Consider the following 21,699-nt stretch of genomic DNA (forward strand, 5'->3'; position numbering starts at 1 on the left):
TCCTAGCTGGCTTCTCCCTCTTTCATTTTTCTGTAAGCGTCGCAAACCTTTTTAGGTTCATCCACCATCTTAAGTTCACCTTTTTCTATCCACACACACTTGCTACAATTGCTTATAATAGTCTCCATGCTATGACTAACAATAAGCACAGTGCTACCGCTATGAATCAACTCCTTAACCCTAGCAAGGCTTTTCTTTCTAAAAAATTCATCACCTACTGAAAGCACTTCATCCAGAATAAGTATCTCAGCAGCATCACCAGCTGTAGCTATAGCAAAACCCAGTCGGCTTACCATACCACTGGAATAGTTTTTAACCTTTTCATCCATGAAATCCTCAAGTTCAGCAAAAGCAACAATCTCATCGTAATGCTCATCCAAAAACTGCTTACTGTAGCCTATAATAGCACCATTTAAATAAACATTTTCCTTGCCAGTAAGTTCCATGTCAAACCCTGTTCCAAGAGTTAGAAGTTGAACCTTTTTCCTATCTACAGTGACCTTGCCTTCTGTTGGGCGCAAAGCTCCTGAAACTATTTTTAACAATGTAGATTTACCGGAACCATTTGTCCCAATAATTCCTACAATCTCTCCACGATAAACATCAAAGCTTACGTGATATAGAGCAAACAGCTTACGGTAACTTATCTGTCGCTTCAAAAACTGGATTATATAATCCTTAAGCCCAGAGGCCTGAGAGCTTGCTATATGAAATTCCATAGTAACATCATCTACAGAAATCACTGGCTCGTAATTTTCATTATTATCATCTGAATTATATATATCCTCTACCGTTATAACAGAGCCATCGTCTTCCAAATCCATAACATCCAACTTAGAAACTGTATGTTGTGAAGCTATTCCTCTTTTCTTTTTGAGCCTGCTTTTTTCTTTTACTCCAGATTGATTAGATAATTTATCTCCAAAGAATCTTTTTATAAGAGCCACAACAATCTGTGTAAATACGATAATCCCAATAAATACCACACCTATTACAAAATAAGGGTGATACATAATAGACTTTACTTTCTCCTCCTCATATGATTGTGCCGTATCTTCTACAGCCTCAGATATTATTTCTTCCTGCTGCGCATCTTTAACAGGTTGTACCTGCTCTTCCTCGGCAACTAATGGCTCTTCCTGAGTTTGCTCTTCTTGTATAGTCTCAGCCTGTGTTTCTTCTGCAGCTACATCCGCCTCTTCTTCAGTTACCGTTTCTTCCTGTTCTTCTTCATCTGCAGGCGCAGCAACAGTAATAGGCGCAGGATTAGATGCAGAAATATTAAATGCAGCGCCCGAATCGTTGTATATCTCAGCCGAAGCAAAGCTAACTGCCGTATCTCCCGCATTTGTTTTTGGTCTAAAATTAACCATGTATTTAATCTCAGGACCACCACTTTCTCCAACAAAGGCCAGATATCCTCCGGCAGTGTCGGCTCCATCTGCACCACCTAAATATTCCATTTTGCTTGGATCATATTTTATAGTTACAGCATAAGAACCAGTGCCACTTTCTGTATTAATATATACACCCACTGGAAAAGACTCACCCTCATTGGAGCTATATGATGTAGAGCCAAAATGAATGGAAGCATCATCCGCCTTAACTGTAATTTTATTTACCACTAGACCTACAGTCACAACAGATACCAATGCCACCGCAGATATTAAATAGATTTTATACTTTAATAGCTTTTCTAACATACATCCCTCTTTTATATAGACGTTCATTAAATAATGCCCATCTGCATTTAACACTATTCCCTAAAAGTTTAACAATGCTTCCCTCTGGCCATCCGCTTTCATGAAGCTTTTCTTTACTATTGAAAAACTTAATAGTAACTTTTCGTAAGAAGCCCTGCTTTTTTAGCTCATCCATATCCCAATTGGCAGCAACATTTTGCATCTGAAGTTCCAATACATCATCACAGAACTGTAATGAGCCAAACAACTTAGCCTCCATCTTCGTTGGACTTCCCATAAATAAAGACAGGAGCTTTGTTACTATTCCAATACTCAAATCCCCTGCCTTTAAATATCCTTCATATAACATTAATAATTCTTTATTACGTCTAAGCAGCTTTTCATTCGGATTACCAGCACCGCTGCAAATAGGTTTTATAACAGAATTTTTATTTTCATATCCCATCGTCATTCCCTCTGGCGATGAAAATAAGGTTTCAAATAAGCAAATGGAAAATCTAACCTTTCTTGAAATATCTTTATTCGGATGTAAATAGTAGGATTTGAAGCATTTACCATCAGCGTTTTTAGGGATATCATATATACCAAAATAGTATCCATTCACTTTTACAGTTCTTTTTAACATATGACTTAGAATATTTCCCATGCTGACTGCTGTTGTTCCAAGCCATCCACTATCTACTATCGCATATACGATATTTTCTGTGAGTCCAACATACTCAAAATAATCAGTAATACTTTTATAAAAATATTCAGAGTGCTCCTGAACCATTTCAAAAAAAGAAATACCAAAAGCATCTATCCGCGCCTTCAACTCCTGAATTTGCGCATAAGATAAGCATTCTTTTAGTCTATCTTCAAATCTAAGTTCTTTTGCAACCTCTAATATTTCTTCATCAGATAAAGCACAACGCTTCATCAGCTTTTCAAATGTAATATCTATACCACCTACACATATTGAATCTATGCATTTCCTGCCAATAAAATGATATTCTGCATTTCTTAAAACATACCTAGACACATGTATGTACCTTAAATCGATAACTATTCCAAGTTTTGGCATCAATTTCTTAGCCAATTCGTACATAAGCCAACCATCCCTAGCTAAGAAATACAACCTATTTATACCATCAGCTTTTGCCCTCTTTAACACCCAACTAACATATTCAGTCATAACAGGAGCATATACATGCAAGAAGCTTTTATCATAATAATCAGCTTGTTTGCCTAACTGTTCCAGCGAAAGTCTCAAAGCTTCTGAGTGATTCGGACTCGCTTTCAATATTGAGTTGTACTGATGCAGCCTCTCTTCTGGAATCATCCTTACGCTTTATTCCCTCCGAACGCTTAATAAACTCTAATAATACTGGTGGAACCAGACATGCAACTATAGGTCTAAGTACAAACACCCACCCAATTGGAAACAGCTTACCCATCTGTTTATAATTTCTATATCTTGTTTTCGCTTCGTTTATACGATATTTTGTCTTTCTCTTTCTATAAGATTCTTTAGTTTCTCTATATCTAAATAATGTTTCTTGCAGATTGTATCCTTTTAATCCTCTTTGAATTAGGTGCATAAAGATTTCATAGTCTTCGCATCTAAGGGTTTCCTCAGTAGCAAGGTATCCTCTTCCTTCATCAAATATCTCCGCTCTAAACATTACCGATGGGTGTGCATAAGGTGAAAATCTGTAGTAATCCATCATCTGTGGAATTTCTGGATATGGTCGCTCTCCCCAAACACCATTTTCATCAAATAGCTCTGTATTACATCCACACCACGCATACTCAGCATGTTCCTCCAAGAAATCAACTTGCTTTTCAAGTCTTGTTCGCAGAGAAACGTCATCAGCATCCATCCTAGCAATATATTTTCCCTTTGCATGTAATATACATTCATTTAAAGAAAAGGCTAGACCTTTATTTTCTAAACGACGCATTACTACAATTCTCTCGTCTAGTTCTTTCAACCCCTGTACAATTTTTGCTGCTTCATCACATGAGCCATCGTCCCATATAATAAATTCTAAATTGTCGTAAGACTGATTTAGAATGGAAGATACTGCCTCTCTTAAAATCTTCTCATCCCATTGATTGTAAACACCCATAATAACGGAAACTAGCGGTTTATCCATGCCCCATATACCTTCTTCATAGTTTTCTCAACTTCATGCACTGTAAATATCATTCCAGACCGCCTACATATTTTTGACAATCTATCTCTATAGTTCTTGTCAACCATAAGTGTTTCTATAGCGTTTGCGAAATCCTTTACAGAATCCGGTCGACACACAATAGAATTTACAGTATCAATTGCGTACTCCCTTGTTCCCCTGTTATCTGCCACGATAAGAGGAACTCCACAAAGTAGTGCCTCAACTGCAGCAATTCCCAAACCTTCTCTATGTGAAGGGAAGGCAAAGACATCTGCAATACTTAAAATTTCAGGCATATCGGTCCTGAAACCTAACAGTTTAACTTGGGACTTGAAGTTGTATTCAGATATCTGCCTTTCCAACACTGACAAATTAGGTCCTTTACCACATATGAGGTAATATACCTTGCTTATATCAAAGCCTTTCTTATTCTTAAGATAAGCCAAGGCATCAATAACTATTTTTTGATTTTTATTCTTGTTTAATTCTGCAGCTGTTACAATAACGAATGCATCATCAGGAATGCCAAAGCTCCTACGAAGAGCCAGATTTTTCTCTCGCAGGCAAAAACGTTTTTCATCCACTCCCACACTATGAATCTGAGCGACTTTTCCCCCATCCTTTAATTTAAAAGTCTTAGCACGCTCATAGTCTTCGCAATTGATTGTAATAATCTGGTCTGTCCATCTTGCCAAGAATTTTTCTACTGTGTAATATAAAACCCAATTCCTTATTGGCGCTCCATTATAAAAATGGAATCCATGGGCAGTGTATATCACATATGGCTTTCTAGCGCAAAGCTTTGCAGCCACTCTAGCCACAACGCCTCCCATAGGGTTATGGCAATGTACAATATCTATCTCGTAATTATCAATTATATCTATAACCTGCTTAATAGCACCGAAGTTCTTGGTACTGGCAGGACTTTTTTCAATATCAATCTGATGAAATATTATCCCTTGTTTAATTAATTTTTCTTCATCAAATGTATAAATGGGATTTCTAAAGTTAGATGCATAATGTATCTCGCATCCCATCTCCTTCAAAAGCTTCACATCATTGCTTTCAAACTGAGGTAAGAATCCACTGATTGTAGTTAAAAATAGTATTTTCTTCATCTCATCCTCAAATATCAGGGAATGCACTTGGCATCCCCTGTAGTCCTTATCAACCACATGATTTCGGAATTAAAATTAGATCTAATCTTTTAATTCAAGCCCAAAATTTCAAGTGATAATTATTATTTAAGCTAATACCTTCTTTGTACAAACTACTGCACCTGCTGCACCAATCACAATAAACATTAATGCTGCTGGAAGTGTCTCACCTGTCTTTGGTGATGTTGCTGGAGCTGCTACAGAAGCAACGTTTAATTCTACTACTGCAAATGGTGAAAGTGTTGCAGACTCGATTGTAACTGCACCCTTAGTAGCTGCCTTTGGTACAAGAATTTCCCAAGACTTTGACTTCTCTAAATAGTGAAGTACATATACTCTACCTGTACCAATATAGTTGCAAGAAAGTGTAAACTCATAGTTGCCAGCCGCATTCTTTGTAGCACCTGCTGGTGTTACATCAACAACTGTACGAACGATTGCTGAAACAGTTTTCTTAGGATCTGCTGCTGCCTGTGCAATAGTAGGATCACCAAGCTTATCAAGATTGTTAAGAATGATGTTCTGTGTTGCAACAGATGCTGACTTAACTGTTGTTGCTGAAACAGCTGTCTCTTTATATCCTGTAGAAACTGTTGTTGCTGCATCATAAGCTTCTGGAGAAGCTACTGCTTCAACTGCTGTTCCAACTGCTGGTGTCTCAGCTGCAGGAACTGTAGCACTAGGAGCTGCAAATGCAGTGATAGAGCTCAATGTAATAACCATAGCAGCTGTAAGCGCTGTAATTACTGACTTTTTCATGTGTGATTTCCTCCTCTCCTAAATTCATGTGGTTTATATATCAAATTAGAGGTGTGGTCCCCTAAGTGATACCTATTTAACTTCTTCATAAAACAAATTAACTATCATCTCCTCAGCCGCATCCTCATCCATATAGAATTCTTCAAACTGAGTTCCATTCATAGTTTCACCTTCTAAGGTATATATATTGTCCAAATCAAAATCGTAGTCTAAATATTCTGTAGCCATGTAGGTGAATGTGCTTAAATCGATATCAGTAACCATGTACTCTCCCATGGTCTTATACAAATCCAACGCAATACGTATATCCGATAATGACTTTTCTTTAGCTTTATTTATAAAGGCCTTGAGATACTGTTTTTGTCTATCAAGTCTTAACTGATTAGAGTTAAATGCGTTCTCATTTCTCAATCGAACATACCAGTATGCCGTTTTACCCTTTAATGTGACATTTTCTCCTGTATGAAGATTCATGTTATATTCTGGGTATACGATGTCATCCAATACTGTTACATCAACTCCTCCAATAGCATCGTTAAGCTTTGGGACCCCATCCATGCTTATGGCAGCATAAGAATTAATCGGTATATTAAATAACATCCTGGATACTGCTTTTACCTGCCTCTCACAGCTTTCCACTCCACCATCTCCATAACCATGCTGAAGAGAAATCTGTTGTGTTATCACGCCTGTATAGTTCCCCTCATCATCCCAAACATCAACATCTGCCATAGTGTTTCTATTAATTGCAATGAAAGATATTTCCTTTGTATGAGGATTGATTACAGTTAAAAATAATGTATCCGCCTGCCCTCCCTTATTTGCTGTGTCACCAGCTTTCCAGCTCTGTCCTCCAACATCATCTACCGTCTCTGCATCAATTCCCATCACAAGAACTGATATCAAATCCTCATTGAGCTGATACACCTTACCTTTATATAGAATCTGATTTTCTGATAATGCTGTACTACTTTCCCCCACATCAGCATTACGTTCACCTGCTATTGCTTTACTCAATTGGCTTTTTCCAACAAGCCTTAAGACAAAGACAATCCCCACTATTACAATAATTATTGTCAAGATTGTAATAATCGTCCTCAATCCAACTGTCAGCTTCTTCTTTTCTGTAGTAATATTGTTATCAAGCATAATAAAACCTTTATCTTACTCTTCAGGAGGAATTAATACTCCTACAACTAAAAATCTTTGATCAGAATTATGATCTGTCGTGCAGGTCGAAAGAGTAATTATTCTATCCTCTTTAGTTACATCAATGTCGTCTTTGATATTAGCTATTCCATAGCCATTATCTTTTACATTAAAAATATCCTTTATGTATTGTTCATATACATATTCATTGTTGTAGTCATAATTCAGTAATAAATGATTGGAATTATACTCATACGCAGCAAAAACCTTATATACAAACACATCATTCTCTGTCCATATGTATATATACTGTTCTTTTGAAAATGTATCCTCTTCCTCATAATTATGAAGTGAAGAAAACATTGTCTTATCCTTAAGGTTATGACCATACAGCACTGTATTTTTATCACTAAAATCCTTAGCATTATAGTCTTCTGTATATATACAGCCAGGATAACCAGGTGTACCATCAATATTATTGTTCAAATAATACGTATTATCTGTAGGATGCTGAAGGACCGGATAATCTACCGTTGTATCCGTCACTGTAATCCAAGCATATATATCTTCGTTTTCTTTATGAAGCTTGTTCCAATCTAAATTCTTCTCGGGGATTTCGATTCCAAGATTACTATATGGCATTTCTTCTACTTCATCTTTAACAGGCTCGACATCATTAACAACTTCGGTGATTTCTTCAATTTTCTCTGCTGCCGATTTTCTTTTTTGAGCCTCTCTTAATATGAGGACAATACCAATAGCTATAACTACTAGAAATGCAATTAATGCAATGAAATATTTAGTCTTTTTCTTTTTCATAATTCTGTAAATCCCCTGTAAATACATATCCAATTCATATTTTACTTATTCTTTATCTGAAAATCAATAGCTATAGCTACTAATTAATAGTTATTACTACCTATTTCTTTATTGAATATTTCAGAAAATATTTATATGAAGCATTTATATATGACTTTTTTTAAGTTCAACAGACGAGGGGGATATAATGGCAGTTGATTACAAGCTAATTGGAACAAGGATTAAATCTTATAGAAAGGGCAAAAAACTAACCCAAGAAAAATTGGCTGAACTTCTTAATATTTCAGTTGGGTATGTTAGTAAAATGGAAAGAGGAATAGAACATCCAAACCTGGAAATGCTTTCTAATATTGCAGATATATGTAATTGCGATATTGCTAATTTAGTAAGTGAATCTACCATCAGTCAAACGGAATATTTAGATGATGATTTTAGAAAATTATTAGAAGAACTTTATCCTGATCAAAAATCTATGCTTTATTATATGTTAAAATACTATCTTAGTTCTGGAAAATGAAAATGTGCCCTGCAAAATACAGGGCACATTTTTTTATATCTTATACATAAAATCTTTATTAATTACAAAGCAATAGCTGTCTCAAGTGCAAGTTTCATCATTTCTGTAAATGATTTCTGGCGATCCTCTGCTGGGATTTCCTCAGATGTTACGAATGAATCAGAGATTGTAAGCATACAAGTAGCATTCTTTCCAAGCATGTTAGCGTTGTTGAAAAGTGCGAAGCTTTCCATCTCTACGCAATCGCAACCGCAACGCTCCTTAACTGCCTTCCAGCCGCCCATCTCTGGTGCTGTGTAGAACTGGTCTGCAGAATGAACCTTAGCAAGCTTAGCATCGATACCAAGCTCCTTAGCCTTTGCGATAGCAATATCGTTAATCTTCTTGCTTGGATAAAGTGTCTTGTCCTCTACTCCGTTTGTGTACTTAGCAAAAGTAGAATCTGAATAAGCGCTCTCAGAAATAACTACATCTAGAACATTAAGCTTATCTGTGTAGCTTCCTGCTGAACCGATACGAATGATGTTTTCTACATCATAGAATGCGTAAAGCTCGTAAGAATAGATACCGATTGAAGGCATACCCATTCCACTTGCCATTACTGAAACTGGAACTCCCTTGTAGGTACCTGTAAATCCAAGGCAGTTACGAACTGTGTTTACACACTTAACATCCTCCAAGAAATTATCAGCTACGAATTTAGCACGTAGTGGGTCTCCTGGCATAAGTACTGTTTTGGCGAAATCCCCTTTCTTCGCCTCGTTGTGTGGTGTTGCCATAATTTTTCCTCCTTATTAATTCATATTTGTAAGCTCCACTTACTAAAGTGCTGCAAATCCCATTAGAATCTGCCGGCACTCATTTGTAGTTATAGAAATAATGGGCGTTAATTGTTGTGCCCTCTGTTCTATCTAAAAATCCTGATTGCCCAGCTGCCACCTGAGAATCATGTAGGCTCTGAGCGTATGTATATGTACAGAAAAATAGTGCATCTGTATTAGTATTACCAGCTATCGCCTGTGCAGCCGCATATTGGCATGCACTATTAGGCCCCTCAGCTAATATAAGAGCAACACGGCCTGATGTAACAGGAGCAAACTGGCCTGATGCATATACTACCCCTGAAACGGTATTTGGAAACTTTGAGCTGGCTACCCTGTTCATAACAACAGAACCAACCGCAAGTCGCCCTGCATCTCCCTGATTTGCCGCCTCTGCCTGGATAAGTGCAGCCAATATCAGTGTCTCTTCATCAGATGTGCTGTAGCCTCCGGAATATCCACCATGCTCACCAGCTAACTTTTCAGCCAATGCCACCTGGGCATCCTGGTATTGCTTTTGGATTCTCTTTTCGTAATCCTTTGCCTCCTGCAGCTGCTTTTCTATTTGTTCTATAGCAGCCTGGGTGTCGGCAATCTGAGAATTAGTAATATTCAAAGCTGCCGATGTATCTCCTACCAATACTCCCAGCTGAGTCTTCTTGGACTCCAGATTATCCTGGTAGGCGCTTAGTTCCTGGCCTTTTTCTTCGATTGCACTTTTTGTATCTTCTATTTCTTTTTGGGTTGCCTCAAATTTCTCTACGGCCTTTTGGTCGTAAGCAGTAATCTGAGCCATATATTCCAGTCTTTGTAAAAACTCTGAAATCGAACCACTTTCTAAAAAGTTAACCAAGGTATTTGTAGTTCTGTTTTCATACATATATTGAATGCGAAGCTTCATGCTTTCCTTTTGTGCATCTAAAGATGCCTGATTTTGCTCCAGCTGCTCCTTTAGCACCTCAATATCAGCCTCTACCTTAGCTATATCCTCTTCTGTTTCAGATATTTCCCCTGTTACATTAGATATTTGATTGTTTAGATTACTAATCTGCCCTGAAAGGCTATCAGCCTGCCCCTCTAACTGTTGCTTAGTTCCTTCAACCTGCTTTCTTTTGTCGTTTAGCTCGTTTACAGTGCCTTTCGCTTTTTCCGATTCCTGCTTTAGCCTGTCTACTTCAGACTGTGACGCCTGGGCAGCCGACGAACATAAGCAAAGAGCCGCAATTATAAATATTGCAAGGCATCCTTTGAATCTCTTCATTCCCTTCTCCCTATCGGCACGAACTACTGATAGATTCAACAGCAACTGCGCCGCCTCTAGTCACCTCTATTTTCTTAAATCTAGATTTTAAAAGAGCTATAAGCTCGTTATTTTTACGTTCTGTAAGAGTACATTCAAACAAAACTGAATCATTACCTATATCTACTATTTTAACATTTCCGCCCTGATTGAAAACCTCTGCAATCTGAAAAGTTTCTGTCTTGCCTTCGCTGTTAAGTCCAAAAACCTTAGCGTAAAGGATTTCTTTCATATGTATAGGCATAGATGTTAAATCAATAACCTTTATTACCTCAACCATGGCATTTAACTGCTTCTTGATCTGCTCAAAGGTAGCGTCATCAGCCATTACAGAGATTGTCATTCGAGAAACATCTTCCCTTTCTGTAGTGCCAACTGTAAGAGTCTGCAAATTGTATGACTTTGCAGAAAAGAGCCCTGAAACCTTTGCCAAAACACCAACCTGATTTTCAACGTATAATGCAATCCATCTATTTTTCATATCATCTACCTCAGTATCATGTCGCTAAGTGGTGTGCCACTTTTTACCATAGGAAGTACTAAATCGTCTGGTGAAACAATAAATTCTAAGAGGATTGGACCACCCTTGTGCTCCCTTGCTTCCTTGAAAGCTGGCAGAATCTGCGCCTCCTCGGTTACTCTTATGCCCTTACAGCTATAGCTAGCCGCCCATGCCATAAAATCAGGATAATAATTGCCATCCTTGCTGGTAAGGTCTGTAATCTCGTATCGCTTACCATAAAACAGCTGTTGCATCTGACGCACCATGCCAAGATTAGAATTATTAAATAAGCATATAATTATTTGATGCTTCTCAGACATAGCAGTAGCCATCTCCTGCATATTCATCTGGAAACCACCATCACCTGTGATAAGCACAACAGGCTTGTCAGGATTTCCTATGGCTGCACCAAGGGCTGCCGGGAAACCAAATCCCATGGTTCCAAGACCACCTGATGTAATAAACTGCTGCCCCTTATGAAGTTGGATAAACTGAGACGCCCACATCTGATGCTGTCCAACATCTGTTACGATATTTGCATCAGGGAATACTTCATTAATAGCAAGACATACATCCTGAGGACAAACTCCTATCTTAGCCTTAGGCATAGAAAGCGGATGCTCTGCCTCCCACTCTGATATTTTATTAAGCCATTTCTCGCAGTTAATTCTCTCTGCATATTCTGCCAATCTATCCAATGCAATCTTTGCATCTGCAGTAACTGGCACATCTACTGACACATTTCTTGAAATAGATGCCGAAGCTATATCCACGTGGACAATCTTTGCATTAGGGGCAAATTCATCCAATTCGCCAGTGATTCTATCATTGAATCTGGTTCCGATGGAAAATAGCACATCACATTCTGTTACAGCCTTGTTGGCTGCAAATCTTCCATGCATCCCGCAGTTACCAATAAACAGCGGATGGTCCTCAGGCATTACGCCCTTTGCCATAACAGTGGTAGTTACTGGAATGTTCATCTTCTCAGCAAACTCTAAAAGCTTATCTTCTGCACCTGCTATTCTAACACCTCCACCTGCAAGCAAAAGTGGACGCTTAGCGCTTTTCAGCAATCTATATGCTTTCTTAAGCTGACCGATATGCACTGTCTCATTAGGATGATAGCCACGAATATCCACATGTTTAGGATACTCAGGATTACCTGAAATAGTCTGAATATCCTTTGGAATATCAATAAGTACAGGACCAGGCTTACCAGTTGATGCAATCTGAAAGCCCATCTTAATAAGCTTTCCCATATCATCACGATTTCGCACTGTAACGCCGTACTTAGTGATAGAACGGGTCATGCCAACAATATCTACCTCCTGGAAGGCGTCGTTTCCTATAAGATGAAGTGGCACCTGTCCTGTAAAAATCACCATAGGAATACTATCATAATAAGCATCTGCAATGCCTGTAATGGTATTAGTTGCACCAGGACCTGATGTGACAAGCACAACAGCTGTCTTACCTGTAGCTCTGGCATAGCCCTCTGCCTCGTGTACAAGAGCCTGCTCATGACGGCCTAAGACCACATTAATACCCTCGGTCTTGTATAGCTCATCTACAATATCTGTAATCATACCGCCTGGGTATGCAAATATAGTATCTACTCCTTCTTCCTTCAGTGCCTTTACGAACAACTTTCTTCCAGTAATATTAAGTGCCATCTTTAATTCCTCATAAAGCTAACTAACGTGTATATGTTCTAAAATAAAACTCTATATCATAATATGTCTGCTCCTCAGATTCCTCTGCAAGCTTCCAATCGATCATTTCATCTAAATTAGGGAAATAAGTATCTGCATCGTAAGCATAATCTACATAGGTAACGAAAGCTCTGTCACATTCATCAAGCATTAATCTGTAGATGCTTTCACCACCAATAACATAGATATCATCCGAATTGTACTTTTTTAATTCTTCATTTAATTCTTCCTTAGAGTGTACTACCACTGCGCCTTTGGCTTCGTATTTAGCATCTCTTGTAAGTACGATGTTAACCCTGTTAGGAAGTGGCTTGCTATTAGGGAAGCTTTCTAAGGTCTTGCGTCCCATAACCACTACCTTACCTGTGGTGGTCTCTCTAAAAAACTTCATATCATCTGGGATACTCACTAGCAGCTTGTTATCCTTGCCAATGGCCCAGTTTTTATCTACCGCAACAATAAGATTCATTTATTCTTCCTTTCTGTAATCAGCTTAGACAGCGATCGGTATATTACGAATTTGTTCGCCGGCTTCGTAGCCTTCTACGATAAGGTCGTCTGTGGTGAAATCGTAGAAGTTCTTAACCGCTGGGTTAAGGGAAACCTTAGGAGCTGGAAGCTCTGGGCGGCTAAGTAATTCCTTGATGGCATCCACATGTCTATCATAGATGTGGGCATCAGCAATAACGTGAACCAGCTGACCTGGAATCATATCGTTTACCTGTGCAACCATCATTAGAAGGATGGCGTACTGGCATACATTCCAATTATTAGCTGCAAGGATATCCTGAGAACGCTGATTTAGCACCATGTTAAGCACCAGCTTACCAGATTCCTTATCCTTAGTAACATTGTATGTAGCTGAGTAACAGCATGGATCAAGATGTCCTGTAGCAAGATCGTGGAACTGGTAAAGGTTAGTCATAATTCTACGTGAATATGGAGTCTCCTTAAGCTGCTTAAGAACATAATCCATCTGGTCAATCATCTCGCCCTTAAACTCAAACTTTTCGCCTACCACATAGCCATAGGCTGTTCCGATAGAGCCCTCTTCATCAGCCCATTCATCCCAAATATGAGGCTTAAGATCCTTAATATTGTTAGACTTGCGCTGATAAATCCACAGGATTTCATCCATAGCAGATTTAAGAGCGGTCTTTCTAAGGGTAAGAGCTGGGAATTCGTCCCTTAAATCGTATTTATTTACCACGCCAAACTGCTTGATGGTGTAAGCCTTTTCACCTGTATCCTGCCAGATTGGACGCACTATCTCATCCTTGGTATCTGTGCCATTGTCAAGAATATCCTGGCACATCTTCTTGAAAATAATGTCCGCTTTGCTCATAACATTCTCCTCTTGGAATTTACGATTTATGTTTTCTGATGAAAATCAAAAATCTTATACATTTGTCTTATTCTAACACAACATATTGAAGTTTGGATAGCTATTTTAATATTTTTAGTAGAGAATATATCCCTATTTTTCTTGAAAACACCCATGGTTTGCGTTACTATATTTTGTAGTTATTTATTTACCAGACCTCTCCACCTGGAAATATACCGGTCTGGTTCAGGAGAAGAAATGAGTCAACAAAAAGTAGATCAAAAGAAACACGATAAAGCTAATCGTAAATCAATTTTAAGAAAGAAAAAAGTTGAAGAAATCGCTAGCCTAGTATGCGTTACAGTAATCGCCATCGCTATCGTAGGCTGGATTGGATACTCAATTTACAATAAGGCTGAGCAAGCCAAAGCAGCAAACGCAACATATGAGTACAACGAAATTACTACAACTGCCATCCAGGACTATCTTAACACATTAAACTAGTCCGTCTGTGGCGTACAATTGTCGTCAGCTGTTTTAGATTTCACAATTTATCCACAGTTTTATTGCTACGTTGATGTTATAATATCTTTAAGAAAAGCAAATCATATTATTATTTATACTTTTCAAGGAGGTATTTGTAATGTTTGATTGTAGTTTATTCCAAGATCTTAAGGCAGATGGTATAGGAAAAGAATTAATCGAAAGTATCCAGGAGCGCATCGAACAGCGTGAATCTCAGGTTCATGAGCAGGCCGCTTCTTTGGGAGTTTTCTTATCACCAACTACCATGAATAGATAGGAAGGGCAATTTAATAGGGGGTTAAAAAAGAGATATCCGCGCTGGATATCTCTTTTTTTGTTCAATCTTAAATTTCGTCGCTACCCTTAAGCTCTTTTATTCTTCCTAGAATCTGTTTTTCATTAAAAGTAAAGAATATGCATGCACCTATAAAGCATGTAACAAAGGCTATCGCAGCTGTTGCTCTGTAGCTTTGCTTAGTCTGGGCAACTGTAACAGATGTAAACACTACCATTGCTATGGCCTGGCCCATCTTGAAAGCAAATGTTCTTGCCGCAAAGAACATTCCGCTTCTATCTTCTCCTGTCTCTAACCTAGTAAGCTCTGCCACATCTGCAACACAGGCCTGTGGAAGAATTCCAAGGATGGCCATAGGAATAGATGCTGCTACGGCTATAATGAATCCCCAATGTAATCCCTTTCCGCAGAAGGTTGTCACCATAAATACACACGCGTAGGCAAAGAAACCAATGATAATAAGCTGCTTCTTGCCAATCTTCTTAGCCAAAATATTTACAATTGGATACAAGCATACACTGATAAATGTCATTGTAGCAGTTAGGACAAATGTCCATGTATCTGCAATCTCCATAAGCTGTGTCTCATAGAATGCTAAGCCAGTTTGGAACAATGTCAACGCGAAGAAATAAATCACATCGCTGTAAACAAAATGCCTAAATTGCACATTGGAAAATGTTTTCACAAGAGATGCAAATGGCTTGGTATCGCTAGGCTTGCTCTCGATATAATCTCTTTCATTAATATAAAATGCTGGAATCAACATAGCAATACATGCAATAACAGCCATGATTGCAACAGCCATTCTAATGGACGCGACCTGTCCCAAGCTTCCTTCAAGAGCACCTGCAAGGTTTGGAAGCAAGAATGAAATCGACTGACCTACAATAAATGTGAATGAAATATAGGTTGATACATTAATTCTATGCTGCTGCGTATCTCCCAGCTCTGCTATAAGAGCATTATATGGTGTACAAAACATGGTCATAAAAAGATAGAACACCATAAGCAACACAAACAATACTACATCATTCACTTGCACATTAGCTGTCTGAGGCAATACAAATAACCCAATTGTACAAAGCGAAAAAGGTATCGCCATGGCGCGCATAAATGGGATTCGCCTTCCGCCCTTATAACCAGCTCTATCCGACCATCCCGCAATTAAAGGATCTGTAATAGCATCAAAAATACGACCTGCTGCAAGCACAAGGCCAAACAATGTTAACTTAAAAAATATTGGATGTTGTGTGATTCCAGAAGCAAAAAGACCTGTGTTAGGATTCTGATCACTAGGTGTTCCCGTGTAGTAATAGACCATCCAGTTGGATACCACTCCTGAAAGTAAGCTCCAACCAAATTGCCCCAAGGCAAACACCCATAGAAGTTTGTTAGTAATAGGTTTTAGTTGTTTCATTATTTAGTTATTCCCCCTTTGAATTAAATATACCCGCAGTAATATTATAGCGCATCTACCCTATTTTGGGGTAAGAAATATATTGTTCATTTTTAGCATTTACACGCATCTATAGGGATTCTCCTTACAAGAGATTGCAAATTAGGTGTAAATAAGGCATTCTAATCTTAGGAGGATTTTCCTATGGATAAAGAAAAGACCGGAATGCTTATAAAGGAAGCCCGCATCAGCAAAGGCTACACTCAGGCTGAATTAGCAGCTATTATAGGAGTATCAAACAAAGCTGTTTCGCATTGGGAAAACGGAGAAAGTTATCCTGATGTGGGACTATTAGAAAGTTTATCATCATGCCTGGGGATTAGCATCGAGGAGCTTGTTGTTGGTGAACCTGCAGACAATGATGAATTCACTATGAAAGACTTCAAAAGACTGCTGCGTTCCAAGCGCAAGGAATCCATAAAAAAGATTATTCCTCTATTTGCTAATGCCATCATTATGATTATTATTCTAGGAAGATTCTATTTCGCATTTCTTTCATGCAAAGGATATTCTTGGAGTTACGCAAATGACATTGCGCTACTTATAGTTTGTTATTTAATTATGTTTTTCATTAATTATAGGGGGCAAAAATCTCAGATAAGCTTTCAAGGGAAATCGTCAACAGCTGGAACAATATTAGCATTATCTCTGCTATCACTTAGCATTATAATTATGTTTTTTTCGTTGGTATTTGTGACATTATATTAGAGGTAATTCCTGCTGAATGTGTTGGGCCAATCCTTTCTTTTATCCTTGGGGTTATAGCTGTAATTAGTGCTGGTTTATTTGAATACATTTGGTTCATAGCCAAAAACAAATGTAATGAACTGGCATCATTTGTAAATATAGGCACTATTTTTCTATGCATTTCTTATAGAGAATGGCTTGGCAGTCTATTATCTATTGAGGTTTCATTACACTCATTGTGGATAATAACGATTGTTATTGGTGTAATGATGATTACTTCATGGATAATATCTTCGCTTTTACGATTAAAGGAGAAACGTCGAGCGTTCAACGGGAATAGTGTGCGTGTTCGAAAACACTAGTAAATAGGAGGTTTGTGGGACTGTCTTTTTATTTGTCCCCTTTTTGTCCCCCGTATATTTTCCATATTTGTCTTAGTATTTTCTATATTTGGTAATAGTTTCCCAATTACTAGGAAATCCCATTTCTTTTAAAATCATTGTTGCAATTTCTGCTTTTGATTCTCTCTGGTATCTTTTTATTAACTTGCTCAGACTATTTTTAAACTCTTTAAAATCAGAACTATCCAATAAATACTTAAAAGAAATAACAACAGAAAATAAATCTCGTTGCCCATATGTATATTCATTTCCATTTGCATTTAAAGGTATGCTTAATTTTTCATGCAACATCAATTTGGGACAAGCTTCTCTGGTTTTAAAAGTATATAAACGTTCTCCGTGTGCACATGAATTTCTACATATAGTTACTTCTCTTAGAACAGATGCAAGTGTACCTTCATTCAAGAAAGGATACTCTTTTGAAATACAATATTTTATAGATTGTTTTTGAAGTTGATACATCTTGACAGTCTGACCAAATGTAACAGCATTTAGTAACACCCATAAAGGAACGTTATTATGATTAGCTTTTGCATGTTCAATATAATGATAGTTTCCCTTATCTATTATAGATGTAATAACTTTAATTAACGTATTTATATCTTGCCTATTTTTTAATGTATCATAGTCATAATTGTTAACATCTAAATAATCACACTGAGACTCAGAAAAATTCTCTGTGAACGCAGTGGCTAGGTGAACTTTTAATTGTTTTTCTACAATAATAGAATACTGTAAAAACAATCTTCTAAGCGCAGCATCAAATTCGTACAACTGAACTATTTCTTCGAACTTAGTCCCATCCTTATAGTTTTTCGTGGTTTTATTCTTAAAAGCATCTTTATATCCGCAAATTAATGAATAATATCCATACTTCTTTAAAACTGTTAAGGCATATTTCTCATCAGAAATCGTAAGACCTTTCGATTTCAACTTTTCAATTTGTTCATTGTAGTTTAGATAAGGTTTATCCATAAATACTCTCCCAAATATAAAAAAAGGGAAGCTCCGCAGAGACTTCCCTGGGTCACAACTCACACAGAGATATGTGACGCATTCACTGTAATCATAATAGTCGCCACGCAACTATAAGTCAATACCTATCAGACTATATTTGTGGTTAAAATATTAATAAAATAAGCAGTTATCATTACTCTTTATCTGGAATGTTCAAATTATGGGTGAAGATATTCCATTTGTACAGTATTAAAATTTAATACATTAATCTTATATCATAAGGATGAGTTTATGCAAATAGCAGATGATGAATATCAGCATTTAAGAAGAATAAATCTAAGTTTTCCTATTCCTAGTATTACCTTTCACGGCTTGTAGTTTTCTCCCCGCGTTGCTAAACTTTTCGACAAGAGAAATAGTAAGCACAAATAAAAATGCCTCTCCTGTCTGATCCACAGAAGAGGCTGTTGTTCTCATTGAGAACATAACTAGTTATTTTCCTTGATAACTGTTTTAATTGTTCCAATCATATTCCGATGTTAAATTATCTGGATATTTATTAACACTTTGTTCGCGCATAAGCATTGAGCCATCCATTTCACCGCTATTGTAAAAACTGATTATCCATTCATTAGAAGAATAGTCTTTATATTCGTAAATACGGTTATTTTCATCACCATCTACAATTCCAATCCAATTGCCTCTGTCTGCATTATCAACTGCAACAAATGGCACAAATACCTTGTCATCAATAGTAATATATGCATAGTCGTCGTTTGTTCCAGATGTGTAAGTCTGTAAATTATCTGGCTCCTTTTCAGTTCCACATGCCGATAAGACTAGCATTGCCATAATTATAATATTAAAAAAATACTTTTTCATAGTTAATAATCCACTTTTTCTACGAATAGTTAATAGTGATTTACAATAAATATTCTTTGGCTCAACATATTTTATTTCTAACATTTTCTTTCTCCATGTTTATTTGTAAATAGTCCAATAATCTTTATATGCATAATGGTCTAGTGTTCCAACCAACAATCTATCTGATTTTGTAAATCCATATTCAGAAAATGCCTGTGCTCGTTCTACAGCATATAGCGGAACTTTAGAGATTATTTCGTCACATTCAAATAGTTCAAAAGCAGGCGGAACAATTATAGATAGAATTTCTTTAATAGCGGCAGCATTTTCATAATCGCTTCTTAAATCTAAGCGTAGAACTCCTACATGATTAAAATCATCCTCAGCTATTCTATGAAACAACTCTATACTACCAATTGATTTGGAAAAATTCCTGTCAATTATTGCCCATCTTACGAACCATTTCTTTTCATACGAATCATTCCAAAAATCTATGGCGGCTTCCATTTTCTCCAATGTCGGATAGTAAAAGTTATCCCCGTGACAATTATCACTATTAAAAAATGGTAATGCATTTTTATCACTATAAACTTCTAATAAATCACGAGAATCACTCTTCATTACAAAGCGTAAGGTGAAATTATCATTTTCATATTTAGGGCGGTTCTGATAAACACTTGACATACATTAAATCTCCTTATTTTCTTCTGCATTGACCCCATTCACTGCTTGTAGTTTTCTCCTCGCGTTGCTAAACTTTCTCTGCAAGAGAATTTGCACAATACTTATACTTATCATTCAAGAGCTATAAGATCTGCTCTTTCATAGCGATTATGTCCTTGAATTTGCTTTTTATATTTCCAGCACTTGATTGCGTCCTCCAAAGACTTTCCTTGGTTATCCGCGAAAAAATCACGAATATAAATATTATACTCAAATTGACGATCAATCGTTTTTTTTCCCTTTTTCTTTTCTTCAAGAATTTGATAATAAGCTGCAATTGCGTCTCTATAGGTTTTACCAGTATTACTCTTTAGCCATTTTTGAAAAGCCACATTAAAAGAAAACGTAGTTCCTATATGTTCCTTAAAAAATGCTCTGTGTTTCTCTGTGCAGACAAAATTGGGTTCGATTTTTGCATCCAAGTAAATATTGGATGTTGGAACTGTCATTTTCTTTTTTCTTGAAACAGATACAATCTCACCCGTATCAAGGAATTGAGCAATCCGTTCTGTTATCTCAATTTTTCCACCAGATGTAGGTAGCCCATTTTCTCTGCAAAAATTTATCAACTCTTCTTTCAAAAAGTAAAAATTGCGAAATGTTTGGCTATCCAAATTATTATCTAAAATAGGTCTTTCCACTATTTTCCCTCTATGAATCCCAGTTTATTTATTCTTCTAATTAAAACTCAAACTCAATACATCGGTAATTATTGTACTTCATTAACAGATTAATAGCTACATAAAAAAATCATGGGAATTTTCTAAAGCTAGCGATTAAAGTCGCTGTCTTTTTTGTGCGCACTTTAAAAATCAGAGATAACGGAGGAAAACGATAATTGTGGATAATAACGATTGTTATTGGTGTAATGATGATTACTTCATGGATAATATCTTCACTTTTACTATTAAAGGAGGCATCTTGCGTCCATACCACAAGGTTTTAAATGAATAAGTCAGATATATGGTTATCTTGTAGGCATTTTATTTCTGGACGATTAAGATTAATACACAGAATGAGCGAATAGCAGATTTCTTGTTAAGTGAAAAAGGGAAAAGTAACTATTCCACTTAAAAAGAGAGAATCGTGTTAAGTGAATATACGTAAATTTTATATCCACTTAAATCACATTAAATATTTTTAAGTATAGTTCAGTTTATTTTAAAACCTCTTATTTTCACTTAACAAGATTCATAAACTTGTTAAGTGAAAATTTGTTATAAAATAATAAACTTAACAAGTTCAAATATCATAACCAAAATGTTAAGTGATTTTTTTCAATAACCAAATAAACTTAACCCCATTTTACATTCTTAAGTGAAAATATTTATTTTATTAATTCACTTAACTTTTAGTCAATTTCTAATTAAGTGAATTTTAGAAAACAAAAAATTTCACTTAACTGCTGTAGAATAGGTTTGTTTTCAGCACCAAAACAAACGAAGCAGGAACAGAAACCGAGCCGGCAGGCGAGACCTCGAACCTTCGAGACCCGTATGGGCCTACGCGCGAGACGAAATTAAGGAAACATCACGATTTCTCATCGCAAGCTCGATAAATCAAACGGGAAGACGCAGCATTATATGTGCTTCGCACGGCCGCGTCGTGGCAAACAGGTTCCTCCCACTAAAGTGGATCCCTCCTATATGCATTTCGTCCCGCCTCGATTAAAGTGCTCTTTTAATACAAAAAATGAGGCCATCCAAATGGATGACCTCATTTTCTGTATTAAAAGAGCGCGAGACGGGACTCGAACCCGCGACCCCCACCTTGGCAAGGTGGTGCTCCACCAACTGAGCCACTCGCGCTTATTCGTGTATTTTTCGAGCTTCGCGAAGAAAAATCACGAAGTTGAGAAAATGCAAA

General features: G+C 37.0%; 22 protein-coding genes and 1 tRNA gene. 4 read left to right on the forward strand and 19 right to left on the reverse strand.

Going from position 1 to position 21,699, the window contains the following annotated elements; genetic code table 11:
* Nucleotides 1–2 precede the first annotated feature (2 nt).
* The 7 genes from IJ535_RS14140 to IJ535_RS07185 form a co-directional block, all read right to left on the reverse strand.
* On the reverse strand, nucleotides 3–1,703 hold the full coding sequence (locus IJ535_RS14140) for an ATP-binding cassette domain-containing protein (protein WP_330619531.1): 1,701 nt from the start codon (nucleotides 1,701–1,703) through the stop codon (nucleotides 3–5).
* Nucleotides 1,678–3,024 carry a hypothetical protein gene (locus IJ535_RS07160; RefSeq protein ID WP_294300616.1) on the reverse strand — a complete coding sequence of 449 codons (1,347 nt, stop codon included), beginning with the start codon at nucleotides 3,022–3,024 and terminating at the stop codon, nucleotides 1,678–1,680. Before IJ535_RS07160 ends, IJ535_RS14140 begins: the two co-directional genes overlap by 26 nt.
* Nucleotides 2,918–3,841, reverse strand: a complete 924-nt coding sequence (locus IJ535_RS07165) for a glycosyltransferase family 2 protein (RefSeq protein WP_294300619.1) — start codon at nucleotides 3,839–3,841, stop codon at nucleotides 2,918–2,920. Before IJ535_RS07165 ends, IJ535_RS07160 begins: the two co-directional genes overlap by 107 nt.
* Nucleotides 3,826–4,980, reverse strand: a complete 1,155-nt coding sequence (locus IJ535_RS07170) for a glycosyltransferase family 4 protein (protein WP_294300621.1) — start codon at nucleotides 4,978–4,980, stop codon at nucleotides 3,826–3,828. The genes IJ535_RS07165 and IJ535_RS07170 overlap by 16 nt, the downstream gene beginning before the upstream one ends.
* Nucleotides 4,981–5,106: 126 nt before the next feature.
* Nucleotides 5,107–5,778, reverse strand: coding sequence for a hypothetical protein (locus IJ535_RS07175; protein ID WP_294300623.1), 672 nt, complete (start codon nucleotides 5,776–5,778; stop codon nucleotides 5,107–5,109).
* A gap of 72 nt (nucleotides 5,779–5,850) precedes the next feature.
* Complete coding sequence (locus tag IJ535_RS07180) at nucleotides 5,851–6,927, reverse strand: LCP family protein (RefSeq protein WP_294300626.1); 1,077 nt, start codon at nucleotides 6,925–6,927, stop codon at nucleotides 5,851–5,853.
* Between the two features lie 15 nt (nucleotides 6,928–6,942).
* Nucleotides 6,943–7,746 (reverse strand): class B sortase, encoded by an 804-nt coding sequence (locus IJ535_RS07185; protein ID WP_294300629.1) that lies wholly within the window; start codon nucleotides 7,744–7,746, stop codon nucleotides 6,943–6,945.
* Nucleotides 7,747–7,933: 187 nt separating this feature from the next.
* Between IJ535_RS07185 and IJ535_RS07190 the strand changes: the two genes are divergently transcribed.
* The gene (locus tag IJ535_RS07190) at nucleotides 7,934–8,263 is read left to right on the forward strand and encodes a helix-turn-helix domain-containing protein (RefSeq protein ID WP_294300632.1); all 330 of its coding nucleotides are present in this window, start codon (nucleotides 7,934–7,936) and stop codon (nucleotides 8,261–8,263) included.
* A 62-nt stretch (nucleotides 8,264–8,325) separates the two neighbouring features.
* On the opposite strand, the gene deoD is transcribed toward IJ535_RS07190, so the two are convergent.
* From deoD to thyA, 6 genes are all read right to left on the reverse strand, one after another.
* Nucleotides 8,326–9,042 carry a purine-nucleoside phosphorylase gene (gene deoD, locus IJ535_RS07195; RefSeq protein WP_294295360.1) on the reverse strand — a complete coding sequence of 239 codons (717 nt, stop codon included), beginning with the start codon at nucleotides 9,040–9,042 and terminating at the stop codon, nucleotides 8,326–8,328.
* 79 nt (nucleotides 9,043–9,121) lie between these two features.
* The gene (locus tag IJ535_RS07200; protein WP_294300670.1) at nucleotides 9,122–10,345 is read right to left on the reverse strand and encodes a cell wall hydrolase; all 1,224 of its coding nucleotides are present in this window, start codon (nucleotides 10,343–10,345) and stop codon (nucleotides 9,122–9,124) included.
* 10 nt (nucleotides 10,346–10,355) lie between these two features.
* On the reverse strand, nucleotides 10,356–10,865 hold the full coding sequence (ilvN, locus tag IJ535_RS07205) for an acetolactate synthase small subunit (RefSeq protein WP_294295356.1): 510 nt from the start codon (nucleotides 10,863–10,865) through the stop codon (nucleotides 10,356–10,358).
* Between the two features lie 5 nt (nucleotides 10,866–10,870).
* Entirely contained in the window at nucleotides 10,871–12,562 is a 1,692-nt protein-coding gene (gene ilvB / locus IJ535_RS07210) for a biosynthetic-type acetolactate synthase large subunit (RefSeq protein ID WP_294300673.1), read from the reverse strand.
* Nucleotides 12,563–12,584: 22 nt separating this feature from the next.
* Nucleotides 12,585–13,070, reverse strand: a complete 486-nt coding sequence (locus tag IJ535_RS07215; protein WP_294300674.1) for a dihydrofolate reductase — start codon at nucleotides 13,068–13,070, stop codon at nucleotides 12,585–12,587.
* Nucleotides 13,071–13,094: 24 nt separating this feature from the next.
* Nucleotides 13,095–13,946, reverse strand: coding sequence for a thymidylate synthase (gene thyA, locus IJ535_RS07220; RefSeq protein ID WP_294300676.1), 852 nt, complete (start codon nucleotides 13,944–13,946; stop codon nucleotides 13,095–13,097).
* A gap of 237 nt (nucleotides 13,947–14,183) precedes the next feature.
* On the opposite strand from thyA, the gene IJ535_RS07225 reads away from it, so the two are divergent.
* Together IJ535_RS07225 and IJ535_RS07230 are read left to right on the forward strand one after the other, a co-directional pair.
* Entirely contained in the window at nucleotides 14,184–14,429 is a 246-nt protein-coding gene (locus IJ535_RS07225; protein ID WP_294300678.1) for a hypothetical protein, read from the forward strand.
* 139 nt (nucleotides 14,430–14,568) lie between these two features.
* Complete coding sequence (locus tag IJ535_RS07230) at nucleotides 14,569–14,727, forward strand: hypothetical protein (protein WP_294295345.1); 159 nt, start codon at nucleotides 14,569–14,571, stop codon at nucleotides 14,725–14,727.
* A gap of 67 nt (nucleotides 14,728–14,794) precedes the next feature.
* Here the strand turns inward: IJ535_RS07230 and IJ535_RS07235 are convergent, their stop codons facing one another.
* On the reverse strand, nucleotides 14,795–16,162 hold the full coding sequence (locus tag IJ535_RS07235; RefSeq protein ID WP_294300680.1) for an MFS transporter: 1,368 nt from the start codon (nucleotides 16,160–16,162) through the stop codon (nucleotides 14,795–14,797).
* A gap of 183 nt (nucleotides 16,163–16,345) precedes the next feature.
* Between IJ535_RS07235 and IJ535_RS07240 the strand changes: the two genes are divergently transcribed.
* Nucleotides 16,346–16,909, forward strand: a complete 564-nt coding sequence (locus tag IJ535_RS07240) for a helix-turn-helix domain-containing protein (RefSeq protein ID WP_294300682.1) — start codon at nucleotides 16,346–16,348, stop codon at nucleotides 16,907–16,909.
* A gap of 413 nt (nucleotides 16,910–17,322) precedes the next feature.
* Here the strand turns inward: IJ535_RS07240 and IJ535_RS07245 are convergent, their stop codons facing one another.
* The 5 genes from IJ535_RS07245 to IJ535_RS07265 form a co-directional block, all read right to left on the reverse strand.
* Nucleotides 17,323–18,264 (reverse strand): Abi family protein, encoded by a 942-nt coding sequence (locus tag IJ535_RS07245; RefSeq protein ID WP_294300684.1) that lies wholly within the window; start codon nucleotides 18,262–18,264, stop codon nucleotides 17,323–17,325.
* A gap of 495 nt (nucleotides 18,265–18,759) precedes the next feature.
* Complete coding sequence (locus tag IJ535_RS07250) at nucleotides 18,760–19,212, reverse strand: hypothetical protein (protein ID WP_294300688.1); 453 nt, start codon at nucleotides 19,210–19,212, stop codon at nucleotides 18,760–18,762.
* Between the two features lie 15 nt (nucleotides 19,213–19,227).
* On the reverse strand, nucleotides 19,228–19,794 hold the full coding sequence (locus IJ535_RS07255) for a GNAT family N-acetyltransferase (protein WP_294300691.1): 567 nt from the start codon (nucleotides 19,792–19,794) through the stop codon (nucleotides 19,228–19,230).
* A 110-nt stretch (nucleotides 19,795–19,904) separates the two neighbouring features.
* Complete coding sequence (locus IJ535_RS07260) at nucleotides 19,905–20,477, reverse strand: DUF6434 domain-containing protein (protein ID WP_294300698.1); 573 nt, start codon at nucleotides 20,475–20,477, stop codon at nucleotides 19,905–19,907.
* A gap of 1,091 nt (nucleotides 20,478–21,568) precedes the next feature.
* Nucleotides 21,569–21,641: transfer RNA gene (locus IJ535_RS07265), tRNA-Gly, on the reverse strand.
* Between the last annotated feature and the right edge of the window lie 58 nt (nucleotides 21,642–21,699).

The organism is Pseudobutyrivibrio sp., assembly GCF_017471675.1.
Lineage (GTDB): Bacteria > Bacillota > Clostridia > Lachnospirales > Lachnospiraceae > Pseudobutyrivibrio.

Excerpts from the sequence above, each read along its gene's own strand:
- IJ535_RS07215 (WP_294300674.1), bottom strand. The coding sequence starts at position 13,070 with ATGAATCTTATTGTTGCGGTAGATAAAAACTGGGCCATTGGCAAGGAT.
- IJ535_RS07225 (WP_294300678.1), top strand. The coding sequence starts at position 14,184 with ATGAGTCAACAAAAAGTAGATCAAAAGAAACACGATAAAGCTAATCGT.
- IJ535_RS07245 (WP_294300684.1), bottom strand. The coding sequence starts at position 18,264 with ATGGATAAACCTTATCTAAACTACAATGAACAAATTGAAAAGTTGAAA.
- IJ535_RS07185 (WP_294300629.1), bottom strand. The coding sequence starts at position 7,746 with ATGAAAAAGAAAAAGACTAAATATTTCATTGCATTAATTGCATTTCTA.
- IJ535_RS07255 (WP_294300691.1), bottom strand. The coding sequence starts at position 19,794 with ATGTCAAGTGTTTATCAGAACCGCCCTAAATATGAAAATGATAATTTC.
- IJ535_RS07230 (WP_294295345.1), top strand. The coding sequence starts at position 14,569 with ATGTTTGATTGTAGTTTATTCCAAGATCTTAAGGCAGATGGTATAGGA.
- IJ535_RS07250 (WP_294300688.1), bottom strand. The coding sequence starts at position 19,212 with ATGTTAGAAATAAAATATGTTGAGCCAAAGAATATTTATTGTAAATCA.
- IJ535_RS07175 (WP_294300623.1), bottom strand. The coding sequence starts at position 5,778 with ATGAAAAAGTCAGTAATTACAGCGCTTACAGCTGCTATGGTTATTACA.
- thyA (WP_294300676.1), bottom strand. The coding sequence starts at position 13,946 with ATGAGCAAAGCGGACATTATTTTCAAGAAGATGTGCCAGGATATTCTT.
- IJ535_RS07235 (WP_294300680.1), bottom strand. The coding sequence starts at position 16,162 with ATGAAACAACTAAAACCTATTACTAACAAACTTCTATGGGTGTTTGCC.
- IJ535_RS07190 (WP_294300632.1), top strand. The coding sequence starts at position 7,934 with ATGGCAGTTGATTACAAGCTAATTGGAACAAGGATTAAATCTTATAGA.
- ilvB (WP_294300673.1), bottom strand. The coding sequence starts at position 12,562 with ATGGCACTTAATATTACTGGAAGAAAGTTGTTCGTAAAGGCACTGAAG.
- IJ535_RS07240 (WP_294300682.1), top strand. The coding sequence starts at position 16,346 with ATGGATAAAGAAAAGACCGGAATGCTTATAAAGGAAGCCCGCATCAGC.
- IJ535_RS07165 (WP_294300619.1), bottom strand. The coding sequence starts at position 3,841 with ATGGATAAACCGCTAGTTTCCGTTATTATGGGTGTTTACAATCAATGG.
- ilvN (WP_294295356.1), bottom strand. The coding sequence starts at position 10,865 with ATGAAAAATAGATGGATTGCATTATACGTTGAAAATCAGGTTGGTGTT.
- IJ535_RS07200 (WP_294300670.1), bottom strand. The coding sequence starts at position 10,345 with ATGAAGAGATTCAAAGGATGCCTTGCAATATTTATAATTGCGGCTCTT.
- IJ535_RS07170 (WP_294300621.1), bottom strand. The coding sequence starts at position 4,980 with ATGAAGAAAATACTATTTTTAACTACAATCAGTGGATTCTTACCTCAG.
- IJ535_RS07160 (WP_294300616.1), bottom strand. The coding sequence starts at position 3,024 with ATGATTCCAGAAGAGAGGCTGCATCAGTACAACTCAATATTGAAAGCG.
- deoD (WP_294295360.1), bottom strand. The coding sequence starts at position 9,042 with ATGGCAACACCACACAACGAGGCGAAGAAAGGGGATTTCGCCAAAACA.
- IJ535_RS07180 (WP_294300626.1), bottom strand. The coding sequence starts at position 6,927 with ATGCTTGATAACAATATTACTACAGAAAAGAAGAAGCTGACAGTTGGA.
- IJ535_RS14140 (WP_330619531.1), bottom strand. The coding sequence starts at position 1,703 with ATGTTAGAAAAGCTATTAAAGTATAAAATCTATTTAATATCTGCGGTG.